At 45.4% G+C, this 26,613-nt stretch carries 24 protein-coding genes; 15 read left to right on the top strand and 9 right to left on the bottom strand.

What is annotated here, in order from left to right; genetic code table 11:
- Nucleotides 1-3: 3 nt before the first annotated feature.
- On the top strand, nucleotides 4-837 hold the full coding sequence (locus AC58QT_RS33010; RefSeq protein ID WP_497412686.1) for a LamG-like jellyroll fold domain-containing protein: 834 nt from the start codon (nucleotides 4-6) through the stop codon (nucleotides 835-837).
- A gap of 67 nt (nucleotides 838-904) precedes the next feature.
- Here the strand turns inward: AC58QT_RS33010 and AC58QT_RS33005 are convergent, their stop codons facing one another.
- Nucleotides 905-3,172: a helix-turn-helix domain-containing protein gene (locus AC58QT_RS33005; RefSeq protein WP_497412685.1), complete on the bottom strand. Its 2,268-nt coding sequence runs from the start codon at nucleotides 3,170-3,172 to the stop codon at nucleotides 905-907.
- 304 nt (nucleotides 3,173-3,476) lie between these two features.
- Between AC58QT_RS33005 and AC58QT_RS33000 the strand changes: the two genes are divergently transcribed.
- From AC58QT_RS33000 to AC58QT_RS32990, 3 genes are read left to right on the top strand one after another with little or no spacing between them, the layout of a single operon-like run.
- A complete protein-coding gene (locus AC58QT_RS33000; RefSeq protein WP_497412694.1) occupies nucleotides 3,477-4,400 on the top strand; it encodes an ABC transporter permease in 924 nt (307 codons plus the stop codon).
- A gap of 15 nt (nucleotides 4,401-4,415) precedes the next feature.
- Nucleotides 4,416-5,282 (top strand): carbohydrate ABC transporter permease, encoded by an 867-nt coding sequence (locus AC58QT_RS32995; RefSeq protein WP_310499920.1) that lies wholly within the window; start codon nucleotides 4,416-4,418, stop codon nucleotides 5,280-5,282.
- A 58-nt stretch (nucleotides 5,283-5,340) separates the two neighbouring features.
- Nucleotides 5,341-6,885 carry an extracellular solute-binding protein gene (locus AC58QT_RS32990; protein WP_497412684.1) on the top strand — a complete coding sequence of 515 codons (1,545 nt, stop codon included), beginning with the start codon at nucleotides 5,341-5,343 and terminating at the stop codon, nucleotides 6,883-6,885.
- A 67-nt stretch (nucleotides 6,886-6,952) separates the two neighbouring features.
- Here the strand turns inward: AC58QT_RS32990 and AC58QT_RS32985 are convergent, their stop codons facing one another.
- Nucleotides 6,953-8,305, bottom strand: a complete 1,353-nt coding sequence (locus tag AC58QT_RS32985) for an MATE family efflux transporter (RefSeq protein ID WP_497412693.1) — start codon at nucleotides 8,303-8,305, stop codon at nucleotides 6,953-6,955.
- Nucleotides 8,306-8,448: 143 nt separating this feature from the next.
- Here AC58QT_RS32985 and AC58QT_RS32980 point away from each other — a divergent pair, with 143 nt between their 5' ends.
- A complete protein-coding gene (locus AC58QT_RS32980; protein WP_497412683.1) occupies nucleotides 8,449-9,129 on the top strand; it encodes a TetR/AcrR family transcriptional regulator in 681 nt (226 codons plus the stop codon).
- On the opposite strand, the gene AC58QT_RS32975 is transcribed toward AC58QT_RS32980, so the two are convergent.
- Entirely contained in the window at nucleotides 9,110-9,535 is a 426-nt protein-coding gene (locus AC58QT_RS32975) for a MerR family transcriptional regulator (RefSeq protein WP_497412682.1), read from the bottom strand. The two genes, AC58QT_RS32980 and AC58QT_RS32975, sit on opposite strands and share 20 nt — an antisense overlap.
- A gap of 85 nt (nucleotides 9,536-9,620) precedes the next feature.
- On the opposite strand from AC58QT_RS32975, the gene AC58QT_RS32970 reads away from it, so the two are divergent.
- Nucleotides 9,621-10,451, top strand: coding sequence for an SDR family oxidoreductase (locus AC58QT_RS32970; RefSeq protein WP_497412681.1), 831 nt, complete (start codon nucleotides 9,621-9,623; stop codon nucleotides 10,449-10,451).
- Between the two features lie 49 nt (nucleotides 10,452-10,500).
- On the opposite strand, the gene AC58QT_RS32965 is transcribed toward AC58QT_RS32970, so the two are convergent.
- From AC58QT_RS32965 to AC58QT_RS32950, 4 genes are all read right to left on the bottom strand, one after another.
- Entirely contained in the window at nucleotides 10,501-12,588 is a 2,088-nt protein-coding gene (locus tag AC58QT_RS32965) for an FtsX-like permease family protein (protein WP_497412680.1), read from the bottom strand.
- Nucleotides 12,585-13,352 (bottom strand): ABC transporter ATP-binding protein, encoded by a 768-nt coding sequence (locus tag AC58QT_RS32960; RefSeq protein WP_497412679.1) that lies wholly within the window; start codon nucleotides 13,350-13,352, stop codon nucleotides 12,585-12,587. Before AC58QT_RS32960 ends, AC58QT_RS32965 begins: the two co-directional genes overlap by 4 nt.
- A gap of 68 nt (nucleotides 13,353-13,420) precedes the next feature.
- Nucleotides 13,421-14,422 (bottom strand): sensor histidine kinase, encoded by a 1,002-nt coding sequence (locus tag AC58QT_RS32955; protein WP_497412678.1) that lies wholly within the window; start codon nucleotides 14,420-14,422, stop codon nucleotides 13,421-13,423.
- Nucleotides 14,388-15,074, bottom strand: a complete 687-nt coding sequence (locus AC58QT_RS32950) for a response regulator transcription factor (RefSeq protein ID WP_497412677.1) — start codon at nucleotides 15,072-15,074, stop codon at nucleotides 14,388-14,390. Before AC58QT_RS32950 ends, AC58QT_RS32955 begins: the two co-directional genes overlap by 35 nt.
- Nucleotides 15,075-15,296: 222 nt before the next feature.
- On the opposite strand from AC58QT_RS32950, the gene trpB reads away from it, so the two are divergent.
- Complete coding sequence (trpB, locus tag AC58QT_RS32945) at nucleotides 15,297-16,457, top strand: tryptophan synthase subunit beta (protein ID WP_497412676.1); 1,161 nt, start codon at nucleotides 15,297-15,299, stop codon at nucleotides 16,455-16,457.
- Nucleotides 16,458-16,518: 61 nt separating this feature from the next.
- On the opposite strand, the gene AC58QT_RS32940 is transcribed toward trpB, so the two are convergent.
- Nucleotides 16,519-17,469, bottom strand: coding sequence for a ketopantoate reductase family protein (locus AC58QT_RS32940; protein WP_497412675.1), 951 nt, complete (start codon nucleotides 17,467-17,469; stop codon nucleotides 16,519-16,521).
- Nucleotides 17,470-17,633: 164 nt separating this feature from the next.
- On the opposite strand from AC58QT_RS32940, the gene AC58QT_RS32935 reads away from it, so the two are divergent.
- The 6 genes from AC58QT_RS32935 to AC58QT_RS32910 all read left to right on the top strand — a co-directional run bounded on the left by AC58QT_RS32935 (nucleotide 17,634) and on the right by AC58QT_RS32910 (nucleotide 24,659).
- Nucleotides 17,634-18,221, top strand: a complete 588-nt coding sequence (locus tag AC58QT_RS32935; protein ID WP_497412674.1) for a TetR/AcrR family transcriptional regulator — start codon at nucleotides 17,634-17,636, stop codon at nucleotides 18,219-18,221.
- A 112-nt stretch (nucleotides 18,222-18,333) separates the two neighbouring features.
- Nucleotides 18,334-19,983: a stalk domain-containing protein gene (locus tag AC58QT_RS32930; RefSeq protein WP_497412673.1), complete on the top strand. Its 1,650-nt coding sequence runs from the start codon at nucleotides 18,334-18,336 to the stop codon at nucleotides 19,981-19,983.
- Nucleotides 19,984-20,085: 102 nt separating this feature from the next.
- A complete protein-coding gene (locus tag AC58QT_RS32925; RefSeq protein WP_310500100.1) occupies nucleotides 20,086-20,550 on the top strand; it encodes a DUF8821 family protein in 465 nt (154 codons plus the stop codon).
- Between the two features lie 184 nt (nucleotides 20,551-20,734).
- The gene (locus tag AC58QT_RS32920; RefSeq protein ID WP_497412672.1) at nucleotides 20,735-22,339 is read left to right on the top strand and encodes a CotH kinase family protein; all 1,605 of its coding nucleotides are present in this window, start codon (nucleotides 20,735-20,737) and stop codon (nucleotides 22,337-22,339) included.
- A 79-nt stretch (nucleotides 22,340-22,418) separates the two neighbouring features.
- Complete coding sequence (locus tag AC58QT_RS32915; protein WP_497412671.1) at nucleotides 22,419-22,688, top strand: hypothetical protein; 270 nt, start codon at nucleotides 22,419-22,421, stop codon at nucleotides 22,686-22,688.
- 432 nt (nucleotides 22,689-23,120) lie between these two features.
- Nucleotides 23,121-24,659, top strand: a complete 1,539-nt coding sequence (locus tag AC58QT_RS32910; protein ID WP_497412670.1) for a lytic polysaccharide monooxygenase — start codon at nucleotides 23,121-23,123, stop codon at nucleotides 24,657-24,659.
- 114 nt (nucleotides 24,660-24,773) lie between these two features.
- Here AC58QT_RS32910 and AC58QT_RS32905 read toward each other — a convergent pair whose 3' ends face one another.
- Complete coding sequence (locus AC58QT_RS32905) at nucleotides 24,774-25,127, bottom strand: DoxX family protein (RefSeq protein ID WP_497412669.1); 354 nt, start codon at nucleotides 25,125-25,127, stop codon at nucleotides 24,774-24,776.
- A gap of 146 nt (nucleotides 25,128-25,273) precedes the next feature.
- Here AC58QT_RS32905 and AC58QT_RS32900 point away from each other — a divergent pair, with 146 nt between their 5' ends.
- Nucleotides 25,274-25,627 carry a winged helix-turn-helix transcriptional regulator gene (locus AC58QT_RS32900; RefSeq protein WP_310499933.1) on the top strand — a complete coding sequence of 118 codons (354 nt, stop codon included), beginning with the start codon at nucleotides 25,274-25,276 and terminating at the stop codon, nucleotides 25,625-25,627.
- A gap of 24 nt (nucleotides 25,628-25,651) precedes the next feature.
- Nucleotides 25,652-26,593: a LysR family transcriptional regulator gene (locus AC58QT_RS32895; RefSeq protein WP_497412668.1), complete on the top strand. Its 942-nt coding sequence runs from the start codon at nucleotides 25,652-25,654 to the stop codon at nucleotides 26,591-26,593.
- Nucleotides 26,594-26,613: the final 20 nt, after the last annotated feature.

The raw sequence follows: 26,613 nt of genomic DNA, 5'->3' as shown, positions 1-26,613 counted from the left end.
ACAATGAGAAACCCTTTTTCATTCCGAATGTCCAAGCTTACAGCCACGATGATGACGGCTATTCTGCTTTCCGCCTGCTTCAATTTTTCTTCGGCCGTACAGGCAACCTCCACCTACGACACAGCTGTATTAGCTGACAACCCCGTTGGATATTGGCCTTTATCCACCACGGTAACGACCGATCAATCCGGTAACGGTATGAACGGCACCTTCACCGGAAGCCCGACGAACACGACGATGCCGAATGGGGACGCAGCACCGGTATTCAACGGGACGAATCAATATTTTACAATTCCGGATAACGACTATCTGGAGGTCACGCGCACAGGCATCTTGACCGTAGAAGCTTGGATGCGGCCGGATACGCTGCAATTTACGAATTATGAGAGCAGCGGCTATGTGCATTGGATGGGCAAAGGGACGTCTGGACAGCATTCTTGGGTGGCTAGAATGTACAATCAGACAAACACCGAAAACCGTCCAAACCGCATCAGCGGGTATTCATTTAATTTGAGCGGCGGCTTAGGTGCAGGCTCCTACTTCCAGGATACGGTGACCGCCGGTCAATGGATTCACTACACTTTGGTGATTAATACCGTAAATACCAATTCCACGTACACAACAGGCTATACCAAATTGTTCAAAAATGGCGTCCTGCGCGACCAAGATAAGCTGTCGGATTACAGCATCGTGCCTGGAAACGGCACAGCTCCAATGCGAATCGCCACGCGAGATCTCGCGTCGTACTTCCAAGGCGCAATCGGCAAAGTTGCCGTGTACGATTATGAGCTAACGCCGACCCAGCTGGCTGCGCATTACAGCGCGATGACGAACTAAGCTACATCGCAGCTTAGGAAGAGAAAAGGACGATCCGCCGAAGTGATTCGGTGGGGATCGTCCTTTTTCATTGAAATCGAGCTCGCCTGAACTCGCTCGGTGTAATGCCTGTATGCTTTTTAAACATGCGGTTGAAGGAAGCAATTGTGTAATAGCCGACAAGCGTGGAGACGTCTTGGATTTTGAGGTCCGTCTTCTCCAGCAGTTCCATTGCTTTATTCATACGAACCGTATTCACATAATCGCTAAAGTTGGTGTCTGTTTTTTCTTTGAAATAGGTGGATAAGTAAGCCCCTGTAATGTTCAACTTATCAGCCAGTAAGTCCAGCGATAGATCGCTGCCGAAATGCTCATTAACGTAATTCGTTACAAAACTGGTAATGTGGTCGGTCGCTTCTTTCTTCTGACGAATATCCGAGGCGGACTGTGTTAGGATTTCCTTGAAAAACTGCTGAAATTGTTCCAGTGTGCGGCAATTCTTAAGAATATCCGCCGGACTCCGCTTGTCATCGAGCAAGGAGATCGGGTTATGGCTGGAATAGAGCGTCTTAATGATTAAGTTGACGATTTCCTTGGCAAGGTCCTGGATCTGAGCGTAGGAAGCGCCGCGTTTAACGGCGAGTTCTAACGTTTTTGAAACGATAGGAATGGTAATCGCCGGGTTACCCGAAGTCAAATTCGCCGTAAATTCTTTCATATTAGCCGTTGTGAACCAGAGATCAGGAGGCAGTGTTTCCTTTTCCCGAATAATTTGGACACCTTCCCCAAGCTTCCGTTGTTTGGCTAACAGCAGCGTGTTTTCGAAAGCTTCGTTGAAAATAAAAGCATTGTCATGGACAGGGCTCACGGCAATGGTGACGGAACAATAGGAAGCATCTAGCTCAAATATTTTTTTGATATCAATTAATAGATTGTCTAATACGGAAAGCTCGGAATCGTTCGTGAAAATAATCGTCAGAATTTGATCTTTCTCAATTTGGAAGGTCAAGGCGTCTTTATAGGCCTGAATAAACTGCGATTGAACGAATTCCTTAATGTAATACGAAGCACGATTAGGATCCATGTCCATGGCGGCTAGCTGGTTGTCGATATACATCAGCTGGTATAGGACGATGACATAAGGTTTATCAGAATCAATAGATATTTTTGCATCCTCAATATCGGTATGAATCATTTTCACCTTATTTAAGTAGGCGTAGTGCTTGAGCAAGGAATTTTTGCTTAGTAAGTCCCGGTTAATCGTTTCGTTGGTTAGAAATAAATCATGCAGCTTCTGGCTAATGACATTGAACTCGCGAATTGGACTGACAAAGGGTGCACTTTGGGGACGATCCATCTGTTGAATGGAACTAATAATGGTGGTGAGCGGGTTGTTAAACCGTTTGGCAAAGAGAATGGACATGCCGACTCCGATGATAATAGAAAGGAATATCAGTCCAACCATAAATACATTTAGCTTAAAGAACTGTTCGGAAATGGTAGCAAAAGGCACGATCAATACATAGGTGTTCCCGGTCACTGCCCCTTGTTTGTAGAAATAATAATTGGTGCCTTCCAAATAATAACCGGAACTACCGGTATGCGGCTTTAAATGCAGCGGATCCTTGCGACTGGATACAGCATACGTTGTGCCTCCAGCGTCATCTAAAATGTAGAAGTCGGAATCGGCTTGAAAATGGCTGAAGGCCTCAAACATTTGATCGCTGTCTAGCAAGGCTATGATGGATAAGTTGTCTGTTGCGGCGCTTTTGAAAAGAACGGGATTAAAACTCCCAAAACTTCTCGTAGAGAAGCTTGTACGTTCTTGGAATTCCGCAGAAGGGTACACCCGGAAGGAGAGCGAGGATTTGCCGGTTTCCGTTGCCCAGAACTGCTCAGGATAAGTGGGGGACGTATAGAATTTGCTGAACATCATTTGCGCATCACGGGATCCATCTTTATCAATAACGAAGTCACGGTTCGGAAAGTAGTAAATGATGTTATACAAAGAAAGCTGATTGTTTGCTAACACATTTTGCAGCTCGCGTTGAACCTGACTTGAAATAATAAAGTCGAGCTTCTCGGGGTTATTTTTGAGCGCTTCGGTATGGGTGTTGAAGTATAGGCTGACTAGAAGGCTTTTAATTAACGAAATGTTTTTCTCATAGCTGGCTACAGTCGTATCGAGATTCAGAGAGCTGTTCTTAATGATTTCTTCCCGAATGCTGCTTCGGAAGAAGGTAAAGGAGGCTATATTAAAGGATACGAGCAGCAAAATGATGATAATGAAACTGATTAATAGTCGGTAGAACAAGGAAGTACTGTATCTTTTTCTAGGGACATAAGCGGTTTGCATGGTCGTCTCCTTTCGCTAGCCAGTAGTATGTGGAAATTATAGCATGGTGAAATTCTTGGTGTGAGAAAATATTTACAATTCCTTATATGAATTTTTACGATTCTTATTATTATTCTCGATTTTGAGAAATTTGCGAATGAGTCGATAAGGAAGTGGATAGTCGGCACGACATTTTTCCGATACGATGGGCTTGTCGATACAGAGCCTCAATAACCAGAGGGGGGCAACCCACATGGAGACAAAGGAGAGATGACTATTGCGTACGAACCCATCGGCCGCCACGACACAGACGTCTGTTTCGCAAGTGAATCTCCGGTCGAAAAGAAGTACCTATCTGAAGCAGTGGAAACGAGGGAAATATTTATTTCTTCTCTTTCTGCCTACCTTGCTGTTTTATTTACTTTTCAAGTACGTTCCTATGTTCGGCTTGGTCATTTCTTTTAAAAATTACAATTTGTTTAAAGGTGTCTGGGCAAGTGAATGGGTTGGATTGAAGTATTATAAGCTGTTTTGGGAGAATCCCGACTTCTTTAAGCTTATTTACAACACGTTCATGCTCGGGGTCTACCGGCTAATCTTCGGTTTTCTTGCACCGATTCTATTGGCGCTCCTTCTAAATGAAGCAAGGCACGCGTTCTTCAAACGATTCGTACAAACAGTCAGTTATTTGCCTCATTTTATATCCAATGTGGTGGCGGCGAGCATGGTACTTATGTTCCTTTCGCCTTCCAGCGGTATCGTTAACCACCTGATTCAAGTCTTCGGCTTTGAACCGATTAACTTCATGGTGATGCCTGATATGTTCCGCTCGGTCTATGTCATTTCGGAAATCTGGCAGCATGTCGGCTGGGAGACCATCATTTATCTAGCGGCCTTGACGTCAATTGATCCACAGCTGTATGAAGCGGCGGAAATGGATGGCGCAAACAGATGGAAGAAGATAACGAGTGTCACGCTCCCAGGAATTACGCCAGCTATTGTGATTGTCTTTATTCTGAATGTGGGGCACGTCCTCGATATCGGGTTTGAAAAAGTGTTTCTGCTCTATAATCCTGCCATCTATGAAACGGCTGATATTATTAGCACCTATGTGTACCGGACAGGGATTGGTCAGGGCAATTACAGCTATGCGACGGCCATTGATTTGTTTACAGGGATCGTCAGTTTAGTGTTCATATACTCTGCCAACTGGATCAGTCGAAAAACGGGCGAAACTAGCTTGTGGTAGAAGGGAGGTACGCTTATGAAAACGAAATTTGGTGTGACTGACATGCTGATCATCCTGGTGCTGCTTGGGGTGGTCGCCGCAACGCTGTACCCCTTTGTGTATATGTTGGCCGTCTCGTTTAGCGATAGTGCTTCTATTCTAAAAGGTGAGGTTACGCTTTGGCCCAAAGGATTCAACGTGGAAATGTACAAAATCGTCTTACACGATCCGCGTATTTCCTCCGCCTATATCAATACCATTCAATATGTGCTAGTCGGCACCTTGGTATCACTCATTATGACAGCCATGGGCGCGTTCGCGATTTCCAAAAAGGAGTTGCCGCATCACAAGCTGTTCACACTGCTCATTGTGTTTACGATGTTCTTCAGCGGTGGCATGATTCCTACCTTCCTGGTCGTCAAAAGCTACGGATTGGTAGATAGCCTATGGTCCATGGTGCTGCCTACAGCGGTAAGTACGTGGAATCTCATCGTGATGCGAACTTTTTTCTCCGCAATGCCCAAAGAGTTGGAAGAATCGGGTAAAATGGACGGATTAACCGATCTCGGTATTTTCTTTCGGCTCGTGCTGCCGCTTTCCAAAGCTGTGCTTGCCACCATCGGACTTTTCTATGCCGTTGGCATCTGGAATAACTTCTATTCCGCCTTACTCTACCTGCGCAATCAGGATATGTTCCCACTCCAAGTTGTTCTGCGCAATATCGTCTTGCAGGGGCAAATCAACTCAGCTAACGTATCCAGCGTAGGCGGCGATAATTTGGTCGTTGATGATGCCTTGAAATTTACAACGATCCTTGTTTCCACCGTACCGATCCTCCTTGTGTATCCGTTTCTGCAAAAATACTTCGTCAAGGGGGTGATGATCGGTTCGGTGAAAGGATAGTTCAAATTCAGTGATAAAAGGCAGTGGGTCTAAACAAATGAAAAGGGAGATGGGTTCTATGAATAAAACAATAAAAGGGATTTCAATTTGTTTAGCTTTGGGACTATCCATGACGGCAATCGCCGGTTGTTCGACGAGTACGAACGAGACTTCGACGGCAGCGCCTGCTGCCAGCGCGGGGTCAACGGCCGCAGCTCCTGCGCAAGTGGTTAAACAAACCTTTACCGCGCTCAATTATTCAAATCCAAGCTGGCCTTACAATAAAGATAATATTGCCTGGAAATTAATCGAAGAGAGAACTGGTGTTTCCCTGAATGTGCAGCTGCCGTCCGGGAAGCTGGATGACGCGCTTAGCGTTACAATTGCTTCGGGTAATTTGCCGGATTTGATGATGACGCAGGACAAAAAGTTGGCGGATAAGTACGGACAGCAAGGTGCATTGGTTAATATTTTGGATTATGTAAATGAGATGCCGAATTTAAAGAAATGGATGGAAAAGTACCCGGTTGATACGCAAAATACGATTTCGTCGGATGGCAAAATGTATATGTTCCCGAATGCAGGAATCGGGGAAACGAATCGCATGATTTGGATGTATCGCGATGATATATTTAAGAAGCTGGGGCTCTCTGAGCCAAAAACATGGGACGAATTGTATACAGCGCTTAAAAAAATAAAAGAAGCGTATCCGAAGAGCTATCCACTTTCTTTCCGGAACGGCTTGCAGCGTCTCTTGAATTTTGCTCCAGCCTTTGGCACAGGTTCGGATGTGTACTATGATTTTGATAAAAAAGAATGGCGCTATGGTCCGTTAGAAGATAATTACAAGCAGATGATTGTGTATTTAAATAAATTTTATAAAGAAGGACTTATCCCTCCTGATTTCTTATCAGCAGATACGAAGCTTTGGCAGGACCTGATGTCGACAGAGCGAGGATTTGTCACAGTCGATTACATAGGACGGATTGATTTCTTCAATTCAGCTTTGCGCAAGGATAAAGCAGACTTTAATCTGGCTTTCATGGGAGCGCCAACCGGATTTGCAGGTGCCCCTGCCAAAAATGCGTACACGCAATATTTAGACGAAGGCTTCATGATCGCGACATCTTCCAAAAAAATCAAAGAGATTATGAAGTTCATGGATTTCTTCTATAGTGAGGAAGGCAAAACCTTGGCTAGCTGGGGGAAAGAAGGCGTCACATATAAAACGGAAAATGGCAAGAAGCAGTTCATTGAGAAATTCACAGATGTAGCGGATATGAGAAAGAAAACCGGTATTTCTACGGACGGTACTTATGCGTGGATCGATTATGATGCTCATCTGTCTCTCTCATCGCCTGAACTGCAGAAGGCATATCAGGAAGCACCAAAATATGATAGTCAGCAGCAGCCTCGTCCCGCGTTCACAAGCGCTGAGATGGAAACCCTCTCTCTAAGCGGGGATACGATTATGAAGAAGCGCGACGAGAATATTTCCAAATTTATTGTTGGCGAGCGTAGTCTCGATGATTGGTCGAAATATGTGAGTGACATGAAGGCGTTAGGCGTTGATAAAATTGTGGATATTTACAAAAAAGCGTATGATCGGGCTTTGAAAAAATAAAGTCGTTTTTTAAGAAGGCAGGATTAGGGAGTGTCCCTTATCCTGCCTTTTTGTGTGTATATGTTTCCTATTGCACTAATTGTTCCAAATCCGGCTGTAATTTGTTCCGCAGCACATACAGCATAATGGCGCCAACAAGGAACGCGACGGCATCCGCAATGACGAGTGACCAGACAACCCCGTGAAAACCGCCTACACGATTGGCGATATACAACACAGGAATCAGAGTAATGCCTTGAATCACTGACATAACAAGCGCGGCGGTTCCTTGTGCTGTAGCTTGGAAAATCCCCGTAAACAACGCGGTTATTCCTGTAATGAACAAGGATAAGAACGTCACATGAAGAATGTAGCTGCCCATTTCAATTAATTGCGGGTCGTTTGTAAATAAACCAATCAAGTGGTCAGAAATCAGATAAACGATAACGCCAAACACAGCGGCTAACGCCACAATGACTTTAATCGTGAATCCAATGGTTTGCTTCATGCGTAATTTATTCGCTGTAAAAGAGAAGGCAATCAGAGGCACGACGCCCTCGCATAAGCCCATCAGAATAAATTCAGGAAATTGCAATAATCGTGATGAAATGCCAAAAGCCGCTGTAGCTTGATCCCCATATTCGATCAGAAAATGGTTTAAAATGAGTGACATTGCACCCAAGAAGATGCTCATAATAAACACGGGAACCCCGATTTTGAAAACATTGCTCAGAATGTCTTTGGAAACCTTGAACCATTTTAGAGAGATGGATAAGAATTGGCTCTTATATCCCATATGAAGGGCGTAGAATATACTCGCGACCAAGTTAGCTATGACGGTAGCGGACGCAACGCCGATGATGCCCCAATGGAAGACAAAGATGACAAGTGCATCGAGAATAATATTCACGACAACACTGAGAATCATACCGATCATCGACGTAATTGCCGCACCCTCCGAGCGTACAATATTCTCCAGCGTGAAAAATAAGACGACGAATGGTGAACCGATAAGCATAATCGTGACATAGTCCTTGGTGAAGCCGAAGGAGTCAGGCGTTGCCCCTAGACCATGGACGATTGAATCAATGAAGGGGAGGCCGACGGCCATGACGATAAGTCCGAGTACGAGACTGCCGAAAAATGCGAATGAAGACACGTGCTTTACGTCATTATATTTTTTTTCTCCCAATAAACGAGAAATGAATGTACCGCTGCCTATGCCAATTAAGTTACCTAGCGCCATAATGACCGCGAACAACGGCAAGGTTAGTGCGAGTGCGGTAAGCATGGAAGTGTTGTCGAGTGAGCCAAGGAAGTAGGCATTCAAGATTGCATAGATGACGCTCATTGATGTGCCAAGCATCATGGGTACAGCGAAGTGAGCTACGGCTTTGGCGATCGGTGCTTTTTCAAAGTAATGGAGGTTTTCTGCATCCATGTAAGTCACCACTTTCTTCATATATTTTTTGCTCATCTAACAGTGTTAGGTTGAACCTTACAGTGTTAGATGATATCATGAACGTACGAACCTGTAAAGCATAAACTTACACTGTTAGATAAATGATAAAAGGATGGATACGGATGAAAAGGCAGCAACCGCAAATTTCGGAGGATAAGATTTTGGAAGCTTCGTGGGAGCTTCTAGGGGAGGAGGGCATCGAAAAATTCAGCATGAGACGATTAGCTGACCGGTTAGGAATTCAGGCTCCCTCGCTGTATTGGTACTTCAAGAGCAAGCAAGATCTTTACCAGCGTCTGGCGAACCACGTGTCGAAAATTATTCTGCAGGAGTTTCACTCCGAAGGGGACTGGAAGGAGCAGTTGGCAGGGCTCGCGGTAACGATTCGAGGTGTGCTTAGCCGATATCCTTGCTCCACGCAGCTCATGATGATGACGCTGCCCCACGAGCCAGACATCATTCGGTTCACCAACCGTATGCTGCTCTGCGTAGAATCGACGCCGCTTGAGCAAGAGCAGAAAATGCAAGTCGTTATCACGCTTGTTAACTACGTCTACTACTTCGTTCTGGATGCGTATCAGCATGAGCGGAATGTCTCTGCAATCATCAAAGACCAGGGAGCACCTCCGGGTGAGGAGATGATCCGTCTTTTGGATGCCATGAGCGAGAAGGAAGCGGGACTGTTCCGGAGAATGTTCACGAACGGGCTGTTTAACATAATGGGGACGGACGTCGCGTTTGAGTTCGGTTTGAAGCTGATTTTGTTGGGGATTGAACAGGTGATCAAGGAGCAGGAGAAGTAGATGTAGAAGTAGTAATTGCCGCTAACATAGCATGAGCCTTCTCGGGGTCACTCTCCAAAGTCGTCCTGTAATCTAGCATCAGGTTGAGAGTTTCTAGCATCCGATCGAATTCATCCTTCTTACGTTCAATCTCGTTAATTTTTAGTAAAATCCAATCGATCACTTGTTGATTAGTTCGCGTGTTTGTATCGTGATCCTGCAAAATATCCTTCAGTTCAATAAGCGAACAACCGATGCCCTGAAATTTTTTAATGAGCTTTATACGTTCGATAGCTTCGTCAGAGTAGTTGCGATAGTTGTTTTTCTCTCTCTGGACATGACGCTCGTCCAATAATCCTTCTTTTTCATAATAACGAATCGTGTGAACTGATAATCCTATTTTTTCAGCCAATTCCTGTATGTGCATGAGATTGCCTCCTCTATATCGCTTGCCTTAGAGTTCACTCTATAGTTTACATTAGAGTTGTCTTTATTCAAAGGAGGAAAATAATATGCGTATTTTCGTTACAGGAGCAACGGGATACATCGGTTCCGCTGTCGTTCATGAACTTGTGCAAGCTGGTCACCAGGTTGTCGGTTTAACTCGCTCGGGTGAAGGAGCAGCGAACTTAGAAAGAGCAGGGGCGCAAGTGCACATTGGTACTTTGGAAGACCTTGCGAGTCTCCACGAAGGAGCAGCTGCTGTAGATGGCGTCATTCACCTGGCGTTTAAGCATGACTTCGCGGATTTCGCAGGTGCGCTTAGAACCGATCTTCGTGCCATCGAAACGATGGGCGAGGCACTGAAAGGCTCGGGCAAGCCTTTCGTGATAACTGCTCACGTAAATGGTGAAGCGTCAGAGAATGCCGCGATTGCGTTCGCTGAGCAAGGGGTACGAACATCCATTGTTTCGCTTGCGCCAACCGTACATGGTGAGGGGGATAAAGGTTTTGTACCGAGATTGATTCAAATCGCACGCGAAAAGGGAGTGTCTGCCTATATCGGCGACGGGACCAATCGCTGGCCGGCTGTGCATCGTTTAGATGCAGCGTCTTTGTTCCGCTTGGCGCTGGAGGCTGCACCGGCAGCATCTCGTCTGGACGGTGTAGCCGACGAGGGCGTGCCGTTCTTCAGCATCGCAAATGTCATCGGCAAGCATCTCAACTTGCCGGTGATTAGCATTCCACGCGAAGAAGCCAATGATCACTTTGGCTTTCTTGGCACCCTTGCGGCGCTCGACATTCCGAGATCGAGCGCAAAGACGCAAGCTCTTCTCGGATGGCGACCGGCCAAAGCCGCGCTCATCCAAGATCTTGAGCAGGGACACTATTTCACAGTTTAATTAGCGTGGAATCCAAAAGAGCGGCCCCTCGCAGTGAGGGGCCGCATATTTATCCACGAAGCAACCCAACTTCACGGACAAACTTCTTTCGCAGCGACAAGTAGAACAGGATGTTGATAAGCACGAACAGACCATACAAAATGCCTACTTGCCACATGAGGTAACTAGCATGGCCAGTCAGCGTCAGAGGTAAGTACACGAAGTACAACCCTATAATACCGCCAATGACGAGTGGGGCAAAAAACAAAATCGCCAAATGTTTGTGCAAATAAGACTTGCATTCGTTGCTCAGCAGTCCGATTTTCAGCAGCTGGGCGACCTTCTCCTTCTCTTCATCGATACCCGTGACTATTTTGTAATAGAGTACGATAACCGACGACAGCAGGAACAGCAAACCTAGAAACGCAAGTGAGAACATCATAAACCCGCCGATGAGGAATGCCACTTCGTTGCGTTCTTTCTTATAGATTGGGCGCAAATATTCGGCTTGGTCCTTGCTGTCGGCATGCGAGTCCGCTTTTGCCCACAAGCTACTGTTAGCATGGTTCTGAGTACGAAGGGCGTCCAGAATGCCTGCAAATACTTGTTGTCCATTCCCGCTTTGCAGATTAAATAAATACGCGGTGTTATGCTCGGCTTGACGCAAGCCTTCATAGACCGAGTCATCAACGACGTTGGCCATTACGCCATCAAATTCGATGTTGCCGTAAGAGTTCATGAAAGCTGCGTACATGCTGCGCGTGCGGCTCTGCGTATAGGTTAGCCGCGGCGTGTCGCCCAGTGACTGCAAGAACGCTTCAACATTGCGCGCCGTATCGCTGTGGAATGCTTTGGCTCGCTCCATTCCGGCACGCCACGGTTCAATCGTTATAATGGAATCAAAATTAATCGGCTTAGTGACCGCTGCTTTATCGTTGTAGACGAGCAATAGCTCGTCAGGCGCTACCTCCACCGACAACCCCATATGCTTGTTGAAATTTGTTTCGCTAATAATCATGCTGTCTATGCCGAAGTGCACGAACGAATCCGGTGATTTGCGATAGTCTTCATTGCGAATAAATTCAAATGAGCTGAACGTACCCAGGGTGCCGCCATTTGTTTCTACCATCTGTCTGACCTCAGCCGGGCTTACGGCATTAATATTGCCACTCGTCTCGATCATGTAGTCGTAAGGGATAAATTCATCAATCGTCTTTTTCGTAAAGCTGTACATGGATAAGCCGAAGCCTGAGAAAAAGATAGAGAGCGCGATAAGTAGAGATACAATATATAGAGATACTTTATAAGTGAAGAAACGGTGCGCCAGGCTCGATAGAATGAGGATGTTTCTATTGTAGAGAGTTGGGAACCTCGCAAACACTACGCGTACGACATCCATACAAGAAGCAATCGTAAAGTAAAGAGACACTGTTAATGTTAAGATCGCTATCATCCACGAGAGTGAGCTATGCTTCTCAAGCAATCCCTGGAGCAAGTCATTGCCTGTAATACCAGCGTGAAAGAACCACAATGAAAAAGCAAATATGATGACCGAGATGCCTCCGACGACTGGACGTGATTTCGACACGCCTCTCGTCTGGCTTGCTTTGGCCATTTGAATAATGGAGAGCTTACGAACGAACAATGCTGTAAAGAGCAGATTAAATAAAAAGACGACAAGAAATACGCCAAGGCTGAGCAGAAAGGTTTTGTAGTCAATGAAATAAATGGATGCAGTCAGGCCTAATAGTTTACCCAAAATCATATAGAACAGCTTCGATAGCAGCAAGCCTAGAACGATGCCGCATGTGACAGACCCTATGACGATGGCGAGGCTCTCGATCATAATCATTCGAATCAGGTCGCGAGTCGTCATACCGAGTGTCAAATAGACGCTGAACTCCCGCCCCCTTGACGTTACGAAGTAGATACCTGTGTAGGCGACAAAGACTACGCTGAACACAATAATTGCAAAGGCTGCAACCTCAATAAAGGGTTGGATCATTTGCATCGCATCGTCCTTCGCCAGTATTTCATTAAGCAGCAGACTGCCGTACATGAACAAGACGGAGACGACGAAACTGTTGACGAACAGATAGGACAAAAACCGTTTGAAGTTATATCTTAAGTTTTGAAGAACGATATGCCGGAAGGTCACTTTGCATCGCCTCTCATTACACTCAAGATTTCCAATATTTTTCCGAAAAAGGCATTTCTGTCTTCTCCCGCGCGTTGAATTTGCAAATTAATTTGGCCGTCTACGATAAAAATAATTCGTTTGCAGTAAGAAGCAGCAAAAGGATCATGCGTCACCATCAGAATCGTTGCTCCGCGCTGTTCATTCATCTGCGTCAGCATGTCCATAATGTTGGCGGCTGACTTCGAGTCGAGATTGCCGGTGGGTTCGTCGGCGAAGCAGACAGCAGGATCGGAAGCGAGCGCTCGAGCCGCCGCGGCGCGCTGTTTTTGCCCGCCAGACACATGGTACGGATATTTCGCCGCAATGTCGGCAATGCCGAAGAAGCGAAGGAGCTCGTCTACACGAGCATCGATAGCTTGCGGCTGCATTCCGTCCAAAATGAGCGGAAGTGCAATGTTTTCCCGCAGCGTTAGGCTATCCAATAGATGAAAATCTTGAAAAATATAGCCGATATTACGGCGTCGGAACAGTGCCAAATCGTCCTTTTTCAGTTTAGCGATCGGTTTGCCTTCAATGATAACCTCGCCTGAAGTGGCATTGTCTACGCCGGACAGTATGTTAAGCAACGTTGTTTTGCCGCTGCCGCTCGGCCCCATAACGCCGATAAACTCACCTTTCCCTACTGTAAAGCTAAGGCCGTCAAGCGCTTTGACTTCTTTGGCGCCCTTGAATGATCTATAAATTTTCGTTAATTGTTCAACCTCGATAATCTCGTTTACCATTGAGCACATCCTCCATTCTGTTCCATCATAGGAAAAAAACCAAATCATAGAAATGGATTTGGCTTACGTTAATCTTGCATTTTTGTAAGAAAAGTAAAAGTGACCGTTGTGCCTGCGCCGACTTGCGACGTCAAGCTGACTTCATGACCGAGCCTTCGCGCAATATGCTTCACCATGGCGAGACCAATTCCGGTGGCGTTAGGCCTTGTCCTTCCGTTGCGTCCGGTGAAGAATAGTTCAAACACCCTTGGCACATCATCCGCTTCAATTCCTTCGCCTTCATCGCGTATTCGAATTGCTGCTGTGCGATTAGCATCCTTATCAGGCTCAATTTCGAAGTATACACGATTTCCTTGTTTACTATACTTGATGGCATTCGTTATGATCTGCTCCAGCATATAAGCGCACCACTTACGATCTGTATACACATAAGTGGAACTGCCTGTAAGCTTCGGGAATACACCAGCATAAATAAACTCGCGTCGCTTTTCGTTAATGACGAACTGCACAAGCTCCAGCAGATCGACGCGTTCTGGCACATAATCGTTCGAGAACTCGTCGAGTCGAAGCAGGTTCAATAGCTGCTCCATGTTCGTTTGCAGCTTCTCGTTCTCCAGCGCAATGTCCGAAATTGCATCGGGTGATGGTTTGGCGCAAGCAAGCTTAATAACGGCAACGGACGACTTCATATTATGGATGAACCGTGAGAACAAGGCGTTGCGGCCGTCCAGCTTCTCGTTCAACTCGGCAAGCTTGTCATGATAGGCGGCATGGATGTCCACAATGGTATCTAACATCCGCATCTCTTTGCCGCTTTCCGCTTCATATTCAAAATCGGCGCCGACCTTGGCAGAATCAAGGGTTGAGTAAAAGTTGTGAAGGGCGTTCGCTTTGTAGGCCAGGTAAACAACGAGAATTGCGATGCTGACGCAAAGGGGATAGGCAATGCTAACTGCCGAATTGAGCATCAGATTATAAATAAGCATGAGAAAAGCGGTATTGGCTAGGTAGAATAGGATCGTCTTTCGCTCATTATCAATCGTTTGCGTTATAAGCCGCATCAAAGACATAGCCTACGCCTCTTTTCGTATGGATCGCGTTCTCAAACCCGAGCTCGGCCAGCTTCTTCTTCACACGAGTCATATTGACCGTGAGCGTATTATCATCCACGAAACTCGTATCGTCCCAAAGCTCCTCTAGCAGCTGCTCACGGCTTACAATTTGCCCTGCGTTACGCATAATGAGCCGCAGAACACGAAATTCATTTTTGGTTAACTCTGCGGACTGATTGCCAACCTTCACTCTCATCGTATCGTTACAGAGTGTTAATTGTCCTGAGCTGATTTCATTACTCATGGGTGCTTCTGTTCGTCTAAGCACAGCATTGATCTTTGCTAACAAGATGCCGATGGCAAAGGGCTTCGTCACATAATCATCTGCACCAGATTCGATGCCCCGTATTTGCTCACTCTCATCGCTGCGTGCCGAAATGATAATGATCGGAACTGTATATTTTTTGCGAATTAGCTTGAGAAAGTAGAAGCCATCGAACTTGGGCAGTGTAATATCGAGTAAAATCAATCTAGGCTGAGCCTGTTCAATCGTCTCCAGTACAGCATCGTAATTATCCAGCACCTGTACTTCAAATCCGTATGCGCTAACATATTCACTTATATATTTCTGCAGCTGCTCATTATCTTCGATGAGGAGAATTTTGCTCATGGTCAGTGTCCTTCCTGCCTCTCTGTATACGTGCTGCGGTAGTGATTCTGATTATAACATAGAGGCCTGAACGCCAACTAGCGGGCGCGAGACCGCTAAGATGTCTGCGAACCGTGTCATAGCTATGGATCTCACCTGTGATTTTAAATACCAAATCAGAAAATTATGGTAAAATAGCAAAAGAAGTACCATTCCTATTTTAAATAATGGAGGCGCTTACTTATGGACCAACAATTGCAGCAAGAAGGATACTTTGGAGAGTTTGGCGGTAGCTTTGTCCCACCGGAATTGCAGGAAGTGTTGCGTTATTTGAGTGAGCAATTTGACAAGTTTAAAGATGACCCGGAGTTTAAGGAAGAGCTCAGCTATTATTTGCGCGAATATGTCGGTCGCGAGAATCCGCTGACGTATGCCGAGCGTCTAACCAAAGCTTGGGGAGGACCGAAGATATACTTAAAGCGTGAGGATCTGAATCATACTGGAGCGCATAAGATCAACAACGCAATCGGCCAAATTCTGCTCGCTAAGCGAATGGGCGCCAAGCGGATCATCGCGGAGACCGGAGCTGGACAGCATGGTGTTGCTACGGCAACGGCCTGCGCTATGTTTAATATGGACTGCGTCATCTACATGGGAGCTGAAGATACGCGTCGACAGTCGCTGAATGTGTTCCGAATGGAGCTGCTGGGCGCGACGGTTGTGCCGGTTCATAAAGGACAAGGACGATTGAAGGACGCAGTAGATGAGGCACTTGACGATTTAGTTCGCAATTATAAACATACATTTTATTTGCTCGGTTCCGCAGTGGGTCCGCATCCTTTTCCGACCATGGTTAAGCATTTTCAGGCCATTATTAGCGAAGAATCGAAGCGACAGATTGTGGAAAAAGAAGGGCGCTTGCCAGATGCGGTAGTGGCTTGCACAGGTGGCGGCAGTAATGCGATTGGTGCATTCGCTCACTATATCGATGAGCCGACTGTTCGCTTGATTGGCGTCGAACCCGATCAAGCGCCGTCCTTAACGCAGGGGGTTCCAAGCATCATTCACGGTTTTAAGTGCTTAGTTCTGCTGGATGAGGAAGGGCAGCCGAAGAAGACCTATTCCATCGCAGCGGGACTTGATTATCCAGGCATTGGGCCGGAGCATAGCCATTTGAAAGTGACGGGCCGGGCAGAATACGCAACCGTCACCAATGAGGAAGTGCTGGAATCCTTCCAAGAACTATCTCGCACGGAAGGCATTATTCCTGCGTTAGAAAGCGCGCATGCACTTGCATACGCGAAGAAACTGGCGCCAACAATGGGGCAGGATCAAATTATTATTGTTAATTTGTCTGGTCGTGGGGATAAAGATGTCGAACAAGTGTATCAGATGCTCAAATAGCGTAAAGGGCTGCGATTTTCGAATCGCGGCCCTTTTTCTGCGACGACACGCGTCTATATCGTTATTTAAAATAGGGCTCCAAAGCCTCCAGCCTTGGGAGGGATACGCCGAGTTTACGGGCGTCAGTCAGTACATCGACTGGAAAGTGGGCAAAGGATTCCCGCGAAATGTAGGCTGTGCGTTCCATTCTCTCCATGATAGCAGCAGGCACAGAGTTACCCCTCAAAACTTTGAACGCTGCATAGCCTAGCAGTCCAGCTGGTATTCGCATTGCGAGTGAAGTGCCAAAGCTGATCTTGCCTCCCTTGGCGGCGATTAATGGAAGCATTTCGCGCATGAGTACAATCGCTTTGGCTACCTTTTGTGGAGATTGATACAGATTGCGATAACCGCCTTCTTTCAAGGCTTGCGCGGCCATGCCAGCATTCATTATGAAGTGGAACCAGTACCAGACACGAATATCTTTTTGCCAGGAAAAAGAAAATCCCGCTTGTCGAAAAAGCTCAGCGATGCGTTGATGTCTCATTTTAGAACCTGCAGACGTTTCGGTTTGCAAATAGATGGATCGAATAAATCCGCCTTCCAGCTTATTCGTACTACTGTACCCACCACCGCCACCAGGAAAGCCCCAAATGATCTGATCCATAGGCAATCCCCTTGCGAAGAGGTGTAGATCCTGCCAGACATTATTGAATATAAGGATGGTTGCCTTCCCTACATTCGGACCAATGACCCTCACCACATCCTCAAACTGATTATGATTAACGCTCAGGACGATCAGATCATAGTTATGTTCTGGTGTAAGCTCCTCACGCATCTTGATCGGCCATCGCTCCTTCACGGAAACACCTTTCAAACTTGTGCGTCCATCTAAGATATCCAGATCAATATAGGGACCAAACTGCTCCTTGCGTCCTGGTCGCACATAAAATTCCACGTCATGTCCTGCTTTTTCTAACGCCCATCCATATTGTGCAGAAATAACACCTCGACCGAACATTAATATTTTCATAGTGATGCTCCTCTAAAAGTTTTTAAATTACAACTAGTATATTTAAAAATTAATATATCGAAGGCTCCTAGACATGTCAATATGTTTTTAAATAATCCTTATCAAGTTTAAAAACTTATTGAGATATGAGATAATAGCCGTATGAATGTTGAAGGGGTAGGCGAGTGATAGTGAATAAATACGAACTTAGAACGCAAAAGAAGAAAGAAGCGATTATTCAATCGGCACTGGTACTATTTCGGGAAAAGGGTTATACGAATGTCAGTATCAATGAACTGGGCGCCGCTTCAGGTATTTCTACGGTTTCGATTTACAATTATTTTGGAAGCAAGGAAGGGTTAGTTAAGGCATGCATACGAATTATGATGCGTGAAGCGACGCAATCGTTAGAACTCTTACTAATTAGCGAGGGGGGCGGCTTCAAAGATAAACTGATACAGGCTGTGGAGCTTTGCGCACAAATGCCCCATACAGTATTGAGTCACTACTTCTCTAAGGAAGCGATAGACGATAAGGCGTTTGTAGAGTTATTTACCGAAAGCGCGAGCGAAATTCGAATGGATATGCTGGGTGCATTCATCGAGAGCGGCAGAGAAGAAGGAGCTATTGATGCTTCCATTTCTACGGAGACGGTGTTGGCTTTTTTACAGGCTATTGCCAGTATGCAAAATCAATGGAATACGGCATCCGAATATCAGACGAAAGCACATGAGCTGTACAAGCTTATGTTATACGGGCTTATTGGTCGTTAATTTGTTAAAGAAGAAGGAAACGGGTCGAAAAATAGCGAAAGTTAATATTTGGTAGGTTTAGGAATTGCTGAAGTTTACAACGTTATGACAATCACACAGGGGGAACAAGTCAATGGTAATCGGAAAAAGGTTTTTAAAAGTGCTGCTTGGTCTTTTTATAGCAGTTTCAGGGCTCTTGATAGCTCAGCCACAAGCTGAGGCGGCATCCTATTCTTCTTATTGGTATCCACAAGGAAAAGTTGGATTAATGAAACCAACGATTGTGCTTGAAATTATGAAAACCGATATCACACCTGAATTCAAAAGTTTTACAATGAAAATTGATCAAGTAAAAGTGGATGCGCACTGGGACATGGGCAGAATGATGATGTCGTATACGCCATCCACTGACTTAAAAGTGGGAGAGCATACGGTTAATATTGTCATGGAGCTCAAAGATGATAGCTATTTACCACTTGAGAGAAGTTGGACATTTATTGTTGACGAAAAAGCAATTTCAGATCTGCCTTCCACGCCTACGGCTCAGCAATTAGAAGGCATTAAGGCGATAAACGATTATCGAGTTATTCATGGTTTGAATCCACTTACCTTCAATAAGAATTTGACCTATGCGGCAAAGCTACATGCGCAATATTTGGAAACGAACAAGGTCGTCGAAACAAAGGTATCGATGCACGAAGAAAATAGTAAACTCCCCGGCTACATCGGAAGTAAACTATACGAGCGCGGTCTATACACAGGTTACGCGGGTAATTTTTCAGAAGACGTATCGTATAATGGAAGCTCGAAAGTAGCGATCACACAAGCGATAGATGGTCTTTTTGATGCTCCTTATCACCGAACTCCGTTCTTAACGCTGGATGCCGTAGAGATTGGTCTCGACAAACAAGGTGATTATACCGTTATTGAATTTGGACTTACGAATGAATGGAATTCACGATTAGTCGTTTCTCCGGCTCCAGGCGATCCTTATGTTCCCATTAATTTTGATGGTCATGAGACGCCTGACCCGATACGCAACCATTCAGGTTCGAAGTACCCTGTCGGTTATCCAATCATGGCTCAACTATCTGGAAGATTTGTTAGAGATGTCAAATTAGTAGAATCTAAACTGACCGACAGCACAGGCAAGAGCGTGGAGTTATTGCTGAATACGCCGGTTGATGATGATCATTTGCAGACGGAGGTTATGTTGATTCCGACCAAGCCGCTCTCACCGGATACCGTTTATACGGCATACGTTAAATTATCCGTTATTGAAGATAATAAACCCAAAATCTATGAAAAGAAGTGGGAATTTCGTACGGAGCCTATTGCGTATTTAGGGAAAAATAAATTACATAGTGATTCTTTACAGTATTTTAAGAAAATGAGCGAACCTAGTAAGTTACAGCATGTGGTTTCTTTTGGACTAACCGATAATAAATTCATCTTGGATGATGTTAAAGTGCCAATGAAGCAAAAGCCTATCATTAAAGAGGGAAGTTCTTACCTTTGGATTAGAGATTTAGCAGGGGCACTCGGGGCATCGGTAGAATGGGACGATACTCAGAAAGCAGCCATCTACACAAAACAGGGCAGAACCATCACACTTTTTACAGCTAAAAGTGCCTATATGCTAAATGGTGTAGAAGTGACAACGGACTCTCCGGCTATTTTGGACAACGATTCTACGATTATTCCAGTGAGACTGCTATCTGAGGTGCTTGGCGCTAAGGTAGAATTTGATGAAAATACACGGACAGTAAAAATTAGCTACTAACTCAACTTGTGGTATCACAAATAAAGCAAGTCATTTTATGATCGTCATATTTTGGTATACTAGTAGTAGATAAGAAATATGGTGAGAAAACGAGGGATGGAAATGTCGTATATCGTTGATTTTAAAAATGTGTCCACGGTTGGTCTCGAATCTTCGCCTGTAGCGGAAGCACTTGCTGGTTTACGAGCGAATGAAGCCCGTTACTTCATGAACAAGTATAAGCATGAATTTACAGTTGTACCTGCTAGTGAGAGTCAGGAGAGCCTTGACTATGCCAACCAAATTTTGAAAGAACGTGATATTCAGTTTGCAGCCAAACCGTTAGAAACGTCTCGTTTTCAAGTGGAAAATATCCAATTTACCTACGTTTTTTACGAGGATGGTCTTTCAATTAATGTGATGTACACAGTGGATGACCCGAAGAAGCGGGCTGTTGGTTTTAAGCTCTCTGAGGGGATGGAGATACCGAAAGAGTTAGAAACGAAGTTTAAGTTCGCTAGGCAGAAGTCTAAACTCGCTGGCACCATTCGGGGCTCATTTTTCGTCATTAAGGGTCAATATGAGTAAGCTTTCGTAGAATATTAGCGCACAAGATACAAGCCTCTATTCCGAGTTACGGAATGGAGGCTTTATTTCATTTGTGGTGAGCAATAATCTATTTAAGATTCACTAAAGGTTTGGAACCTAAGATAGTGACAGGATCCTTACACAGCTGATTCTGAACCCAAATCATAAATGAGAGGCGATGAGCATGATGTTTAAGAAAACACATTTTGCAATCATACTATTGTTAATTGTAGCGATGACTTCCATGTTGACCGGTTGTACGACGACTTTACCATCTGCGACGCAATCTACACAATCTGAGAATACACCGACTACGCAGAGCGGAGACACACAGGCTACAACGCTTAAATATGTAGGTGAGATGGATAAAACCAAAATCACGACCTTTGATATAAAAGTAGGCGAAGCCGAATGGCAGGCCATGTTGGACAACGCGGCAGCGGAAGAATATATTTCAGCGGACATTACTATCAATGGTACGACAATTACAAATGTGGGCATTCGACCAAAAGGTAATTCCAGTCTTTCTTCCATTGTGCGTGATGAGGATACTGACCGATACAGTTTCAAAGTCAAATTTGATGCGTATGTGGAGGGGCAAACGTGGCTTGGCCTAGACAAAATCGTGCTTAACAGCAATTTTTCCGATGCAACTAGCCTGAAGGAGTATTTATCCTATGACATTATGTCTTATATTGGCGTGGATGCACCGCTATTTACGTTTGCAGACATCTCACTCAACGGGGTGACATGGGGCTTTTATCTAGCCGTCGAGGATATCGATAGTAGTTATCTTGAACGTGTGTATGATGGCGAGGGTGAGCTATATAAACCCGAAACAGACATGGGCGCAGCGGGTAAGGACAGAGGGCAGTTGCCGGATGGTGCGAAAGGAGATCAAGGAGAGCAGGGTTTCCAACCTCCTGAAAAGAATGAAGGCGGTATGAGAGGCATGGCGAATAACGGCGTTTCCCTGCAATATACGGATGAGGAGAGCAGCAGTTATTCGGCGATCTTTGACAACGCGGAAACGAAGACGGATGAAGCGGACGAACAGCGCGTTATTGAAGCTTTGAAAAACCTCAGCGAAGGCAAAGATCTTGAAGCAAATGTAGATGTTGACGCTGTGCTTAAGTATTTCGCCGCGCACACGGTGGTTGTCAATCTGGATAGCTATGTTTCTAATATGGGGCACAACTACTACCTTTATGAAAATGACGGGCAACTGAGCATCCTTCCTTGGGATTACAATCTTGCGTTCGGTGGCTTCCAGTCGGGTGATGCGTCAAATATCGTGAACTTTCCAATCGACACCCCGGTATCCGGTGTTAGCATGGAAGAACGCCCTTTGATTGCCAAACTGCTAGAAGTACCCGAGTATGCTGAGAAATACCATCAATATGTACAAGAGATCGTTAACGGTTACTTTAGTGAGGGTAAGTTCGAACAAACGGTTGATAAGTTAAATTCAATGATTTCTGATTATGTAAAAAATGATACATCTGCTTTTTATAGCTACGAGGAGTATGAAGCGGTGATTGCTGAACTAAAAACACTGGGGGCACTGCGCGCAGAGAGCATCCAAGGTCAGCTGAATGGGACAATACCAGCAACGACAGAAGGTCAGAAAGAGGACTCAAGTGCGCTCATTGATGCAACATCTATAACGCTGAAAGCACTAGGCTCACAGGGTGGTGGAGGTGAAGGCGGCCCAGGCGGTGAGGGTGGTTTCCCTGGTATGGGCGGACTAGATCGCGAAAATGGTCAAGGTCCGAATGGCAGGAAGTGAGTACAAGCAACGATACATGAATATCCTTTATTTGTAAATTCGTGCTATACTAAGAGATATTTCAAATAAGGAGCTCACAATGACCATAAGAACAATCATTCAGGCATTCCTATTCTCTCTATTGTTGCATCTCTGCTATATGGCTTTTCAAATTATCAGCGGTATCCTAATAACGACTCGTTATAAGCCTAACCTTACAGCCCATTTAACTTCTACGTACCCGGAAAGTACGATAGCCTTTGGAGTCAAGAACACGACCAGCCCCTTAACGATCGTAGGAACAATGGTGTTAGGTATGGTTCTATTCGCTGCTGCAAAGTATGTCCTAGTAAAGGTTAGGAAGGCCTAAATTTTAAAATAAACGCATACGAGAGAGACCGTTGATTGTGGACGGTCTCTTTTCTATTAGTAGCTTCATACGACAAAAAAGGCAGATAAAATCAACTCTTTGACCATCGCATGAGGGACCACAGACATAGAAAAAGCTTGGCTAATGGAAGTGGTTAATTAGAAATGGTAGGATAACGGGCTCAACATACGGAGCGCCAATAGATGATATCGGCCTATTTTATAAGAGAGAAAATACCGAAATATACAGTAGTTTTTAATGAAAAAATAGAAAAATATGGGTCAAGCGTCATGTTTTTTAGTAATTATGTCGGTTTTATACGACATGCAGTGGCAGCAAATACCCCATAGGTCTTTTGAAACTGGTTAAATGCTTACGAACTGGCTAAGATTGGAAACTATAATCCTATTACAGAATGCGAGGAAAATCGACATGGTCATTACGCAACAATCCGCATGGGGAAAGCTGGGGTTAAGCTCCCGCTCATTTAAGCTTGCACTTCTACTTGGGTTCATGCTAGTAGCGCTGGCTTGCACATTTGCCTTCTCGAGTAAAGCTTCTGCTCATGGCTACATCGAATCGCCAGCTAGTCGTACGCTGCTATGCCAGCAAGGGACGAATAAGTCTTGTGGTGCTATTCAGTACGAACCGCAAAGTGCGGAAGGCAAAGGAGGATTTCCAGCATCGGGGCCGGCAGACGGTCAGATTGCGGGAGCGGGCAAATATACAGAGTTAGATGCACAGACAGCTGATCGTTGGAAGAAAGTCGAAATGAAAGGTGGCGAAAATTCGTTTACCTGGAAATTCACAGCGAATCACGTGACGAAGGAATGGAAATATTACATAACGAAAATTGGCTGGGACCCGAATAAGCCGCTTACACGCGACCAATTGGAATCAAAGCCTTTCTGCACGGTGGATGGCCATAATATGAAGCCTGACATGACAGTAACGCATAAATGTAATGTGCCGACAGACCGAACTGGTTATTATATCATTCTAGGCGTGTGGGAGATTGGTGATACGGGCAATGCCTTCTATCAAGCCGTTGACGTCAATTTGACACAAGGCGGCAACACGACGCCACCAGATCCAGAGCCGCCATTTGTGCTGCCGAACTTCCCAGCGAGTGCTTGGTGTTCTACACATACGGAGAGCACCATAACGATGGAGTGGACAGCTTCAACGGCTTCAGCAGGGATTAAGCAATATGAAATTAGTCGGAATGGCAGCGTGGTAGGTACAACGACGAAAACCGCATATACCGATACCGGGCTGCCAGCAAATACGACATTTGCTTATACGTTGGTAGCGGTGGATAACGCGGGTAACCGTTCGGCATCTAGCCCAGCTGTAACGGCAAGCACGCTGCCTGCGGTGGTAATCCCGACGCCAGATAAGGAGGCACCATCGCGGCCTACGGGTGTAGCCGCCAGTAACGTGACAGAATCGGCAGCTACACTAAGTTGGTCAGCTGCTGTGGACAATGTCGGCGTAACGAAGTACGAGGTGTATCGTGACGGCAAGTTAATCAGCACAACGGCTTCCAGGTCGTATGCAGACAGCGGCCTAAGCGCATCAACCGCATACGCGTATACGGTAATTGCTTTGGATGCGGCTAACAATCGCTCCACGGCAAGCGCTGCGCTGACCGTTACAACGAAGTCAGCAACAGTTACGCCACCGAATCAGGGAACGACATGGGACAGCGCCAAGATTTATTTGGCGGGTGACAAAGTCACTTTCAACGGCATTGAATATGCAGCTGGATGGTGGACCAAAGGCGAACAACCAGATACATCGGATGTTTGGAAGGCTGTTGCCAAAGACGCCGTTCTGACTTGGAACAATGTGAAAGCCTACAATGGCGGCGATAAAGTCGTGTATGCAGGCCATACGTATCAAGCGAAATGGTGGACCAAAGGTGAGATCCCAGGTAAAGCCGGGGTGTGGACACTGATCACCGAATAGAAGCCAAACCTCTATCCACATGTGGATAGAGGTTTTTTGCTAGTTATACACAGGTTGAGCATAAGTACGCCTTCGACTTTGCCATAACTCACAGAGATGACAGGCATCAGTAGGTTAAAAACGACATATAGCAACTAGTAAAGCTAACGCGAAAAAGACAACATTCACGCCAATGTCTCGATACTCTTTACGAGCAATATGGAAGAGAGCGCCGAGCAGAACGACAGAGGCAAGTGCAGTTGCAGCAATCGGTGTCCAAACGGGTGCGATATTCGTCGCTTGCGGCAGAATGAGTCCAACTGCCCCGATCAACTCGGCTAGCCCGATAAAGACGACGAATGCTTTTGGAACGTCTTTTACCCACCCCCAAGATGCGCTGGCTTTGCCATACTGAAACGCCTTCAACCAACCAGAATAAACAAACCCTAATGCTGCTAGTCCTTGAATGATCCATATGGTGATATTCATGCTAGGTTTCAACCTCCTGACTATGTATGGGCTATCTACTAATGGTATAGTAGACCCTAGGAATCCATTCAAGCAAGTAGGCACTTTATCTAGACTGAGTAACGAAAAAGTTACCTAACCATGCAACAGGAAGTGGGAGGAGTTCAATGAAAGAGTATTGTAAATTTGAATCAGCGCTAAGTATCCTGGTAGGAAAATGGAAGCCTGTCATCTTACTTCAGCTTATTTCAAACGGCACAATGAGATTCAGCGAGCTTCAAAAGTCGATACCAGACATCAACAAGAAGATGCTTACGCAACAACTAAGAGAGCTGGAATATAACGATATCGTGCATCGCGAGGTTTACAACCAAGTTCCTCCCAAAGTAGAGTACTCAATTTCGGAATATGGCAAAGGTTTAAGCGCGGTGTTACAGCCATTGAACGATTGGGGCGCTACCCATATTGCGCATATGAATGCGTTATATGGAGAAGATCGTGCAGGGAATGAATCGAAGTAAATGAAGCGCTAAGGACGGATAATCATGACATTGCAGCAGTTAAAATATATACTAACCATTGTAAATTGTGGTTCCATAAGTGAGGCTGCCAAGCAGCTTTTCATCTCGCAGCCAAGTCTGTCTAGTGCGGTAAAAGAAATCGAGCAGGAAATCGGCGTTGATATTTTTCTGCGTTCATCGAAGGGTATTGCCCTGTCAAATGAAGGGGCAGAATTTCTATCCTATGCTCGGCAGGTCGTAGAGCAAGCGGAGCTCCTTGAGCAAAGGTATATGAATAAAAAACCTTCCAAAAAACTGTGCTCAATCTCTACACAGCATTATGCTTTCTCGGTTCAAGCGTTCGTCAGTCTACTGAAAGACTTGAACACAAATGAATATGAATGTACGTTGCGCGAAACAAGAACGCATGAAATTATTGAAGATGTGCGCAATATGCGCAGCGAGCTTGGCATTCTCTATCTCAATGATTTTAACCAGAAGGTTATTCAGAAGATGTTGAAAGAAAATGGCTTGCAATTCCACCCGCTTTTCGTGGCGGAGCCTCATGTGTTCATAAGCTCGGAGCATCCGCTTGCGGCGAAATCGATACTGGAAATCGAAGATTTGGATGAGTTTCCGTGTTTAGCTTTTGAACAAGGGGAATTTAATTCCTTCTACTTCTCAGAGGAAATCTTAAGCACCAGGACGCATAAGAAGAAAATCTTAGTTAGTGATCGTGCGACGTTATTCAATCTCCTCATTGGGTTAAATGGCTATACAATCAGCTCTGGCGTACTGAATTCAGACTTGAATGGCGAGCAGATAAAATCGGTGCGCTTGCGTACGGATGAGCATATGCAGATTGGATACATCACGAATAAAAAGGTCACGCTGAGCCTGCTAGCGGATGACTATGTTCGGAAGCTGAAAAGTGTGATTTCAGATTTCGGCTATACGATTATAAGCCAAGAGGATGAACTCGGCTGAGTTCATCCTCTCGGGTGATG

The sequence above is a fragment of the Paenibacillus sp. J31R109 genome (assembly GCF_059692055.1).
The sequence above is the reverse complement of the archived record's forward strand: the minus strand, read 5'-3'. Positions and strand labels throughout refer to the sequence as shown.

What these genes read in the sequence shown, in the direction of transcription:
- AC58QT_RS33010 (WP_497412686.1), top strand. Translation starts at nt 4, where the DNA reads ATGAGAAACCCTTTTTCATTCCGAATGTCCAAGCTTACAGCCACGATG.
- AC58QT_RS33005 (WP_497412685.1), bottom strand. Translation starts at nt 3,172, where the DNA reads ATGCAAACCGCTTATGTCCCTAGAAAAAGATACAGTACTTCCTTGTTC.
- AC58QT_RS32995 (WP_310499920.1), top strand. Translation starts at nt 4,416, where the DNA reads ATGAAAACGAAATTTGGTGTGACTGACATGCTGATCATCCTGGTGCTG.
- AC58QT_RS32990 (WP_497412684.1), top strand. Translation starts at nt 5,341, where the DNA reads ATGAATAAAACAATAAAAGGGATTTCAATTTGTTTAGCTTTGGGACTA.
- AC58QT_RS32985 (WP_497412693.1), bottom strand. Translation starts at nt 8,305, where the DNA reads ATGGATGCAGAAAACCTCCATTACTTTGAAAAAGCACCGATCGCCAAA.
- AC58QT_RS32980 (WP_497412683.1), top strand. Translation starts at nt 8,449, where the DNA reads ATGAAAAGGCAGCAACCGCAAATTTCGGAGGATAAGATTTTGGAAGCT.
- AC58QT_RS32975 (WP_497412682.1), bottom strand. Translation starts at nt 9,535, where the DNA reads ATGCACATACAGGAATTGGCTGAAAAAATAGGATTATCAGTTCACACG.
- AC58QT_RS32970 (WP_497412681.1), top strand. Translation starts at nt 9,621, where the DNA reads ATGCGTATTTTCGTTACAGGAGCAACGGGATACATCGGTTCCGCTGTC.
- AC58QT_RS32960 (WP_497412679.1), bottom strand. Translation starts at nt 13,352, where the DNA reads ATGGTAAACGAGATTATCGAGGTTGAACAATTAACGAAAATTTATAGA.
- AC58QT_RS32955 (WP_497412678.1), bottom strand. Translation starts at nt 14,422, where the DNA reads ATGTCTTTGATGCGGCTTATAACGCAAACGATTGATAATGAGCGAAAG.
- AC58QT_RS32950 (WP_497412677.1), bottom strand. Translation starts at nt 15,074, where the DNA reads ATGAGCAAAATTCTCCTCATCGAAGATAATGAGCAGCTGCAGAAATAT.
- trpB (WP_497412676.1), top strand. Translation starts at nt 15,297, where the DNA reads ATGGACCAACAATTGCAGCAAGAAGGATACTTTGGAGAGTTTGGCGGT.
- AC58QT_RS32940 (WP_497412675.1), bottom strand. Translation starts at nt 17,469, where the DNA reads ATGAAAATATTAATGTTCGGTCGAGGTGTTATTTCTGCACAATATGGA.
- AC58QT_RS32930 (WP_497412673.1), top strand. Translation starts at nt 18,334, where the DNA reads ATGGTAATCGGAAAAAGGTTTTTAAAAGTGCTGCTTGGTCTTTTTATA.
- AC58QT_RS32925 (WP_310500100.1), top strand. Translation starts at nt 20,086, where the DNA reads ATGTCGTATATCGTTGATTTTAAAAATGTGTCCACGGTTGGTCTCGAA.
- AC58QT_RS32920 (WP_497412672.1), top strand. Translation starts at nt 20,735, where the DNA reads ATGATGTTTAAGAAAACACATTTTGCAATCATACTATTGTTAATTGTA.
- AC58QT_RS32915 (WP_497412671.1), top strand. Translation starts at nt 22,419, where the DNA reads ATGACCATAAGAACAATCATTCAGGCATTCCTATTCTCTCTATTGTTG.
- AC58QT_RS32910 (WP_497412670.1), top strand. Translation starts at nt 23,121, where the DNA reads ATGGTCATTACGCAACAATCCGCATGGGGAAAGCTGGGGTTAAGCTCC.
- AC58QT_RS32905 (WP_497412669.1), bottom strand. Translation starts at nt 25,127, where the DNA reads ATGAATATCACCATATGGATCATTCAAGGACTAGCAGCATTAGGGTTT.
- AC58QT_RS32900 (WP_310499933.1), top strand. Translation starts at nt 25,274, where the DNA reads ATGAAAGAGTATTGTAAATTTGAATCAGCGCTAAGTATCCTGGTAGGA.
- AC58QT_RS32895 (WP_497412668.1), top strand. Translation starts at nt 25,652, where the DNA reads ATGACATTGCAGCAGTTAAAATATATACTAACCATTGTAAATTGTGGT.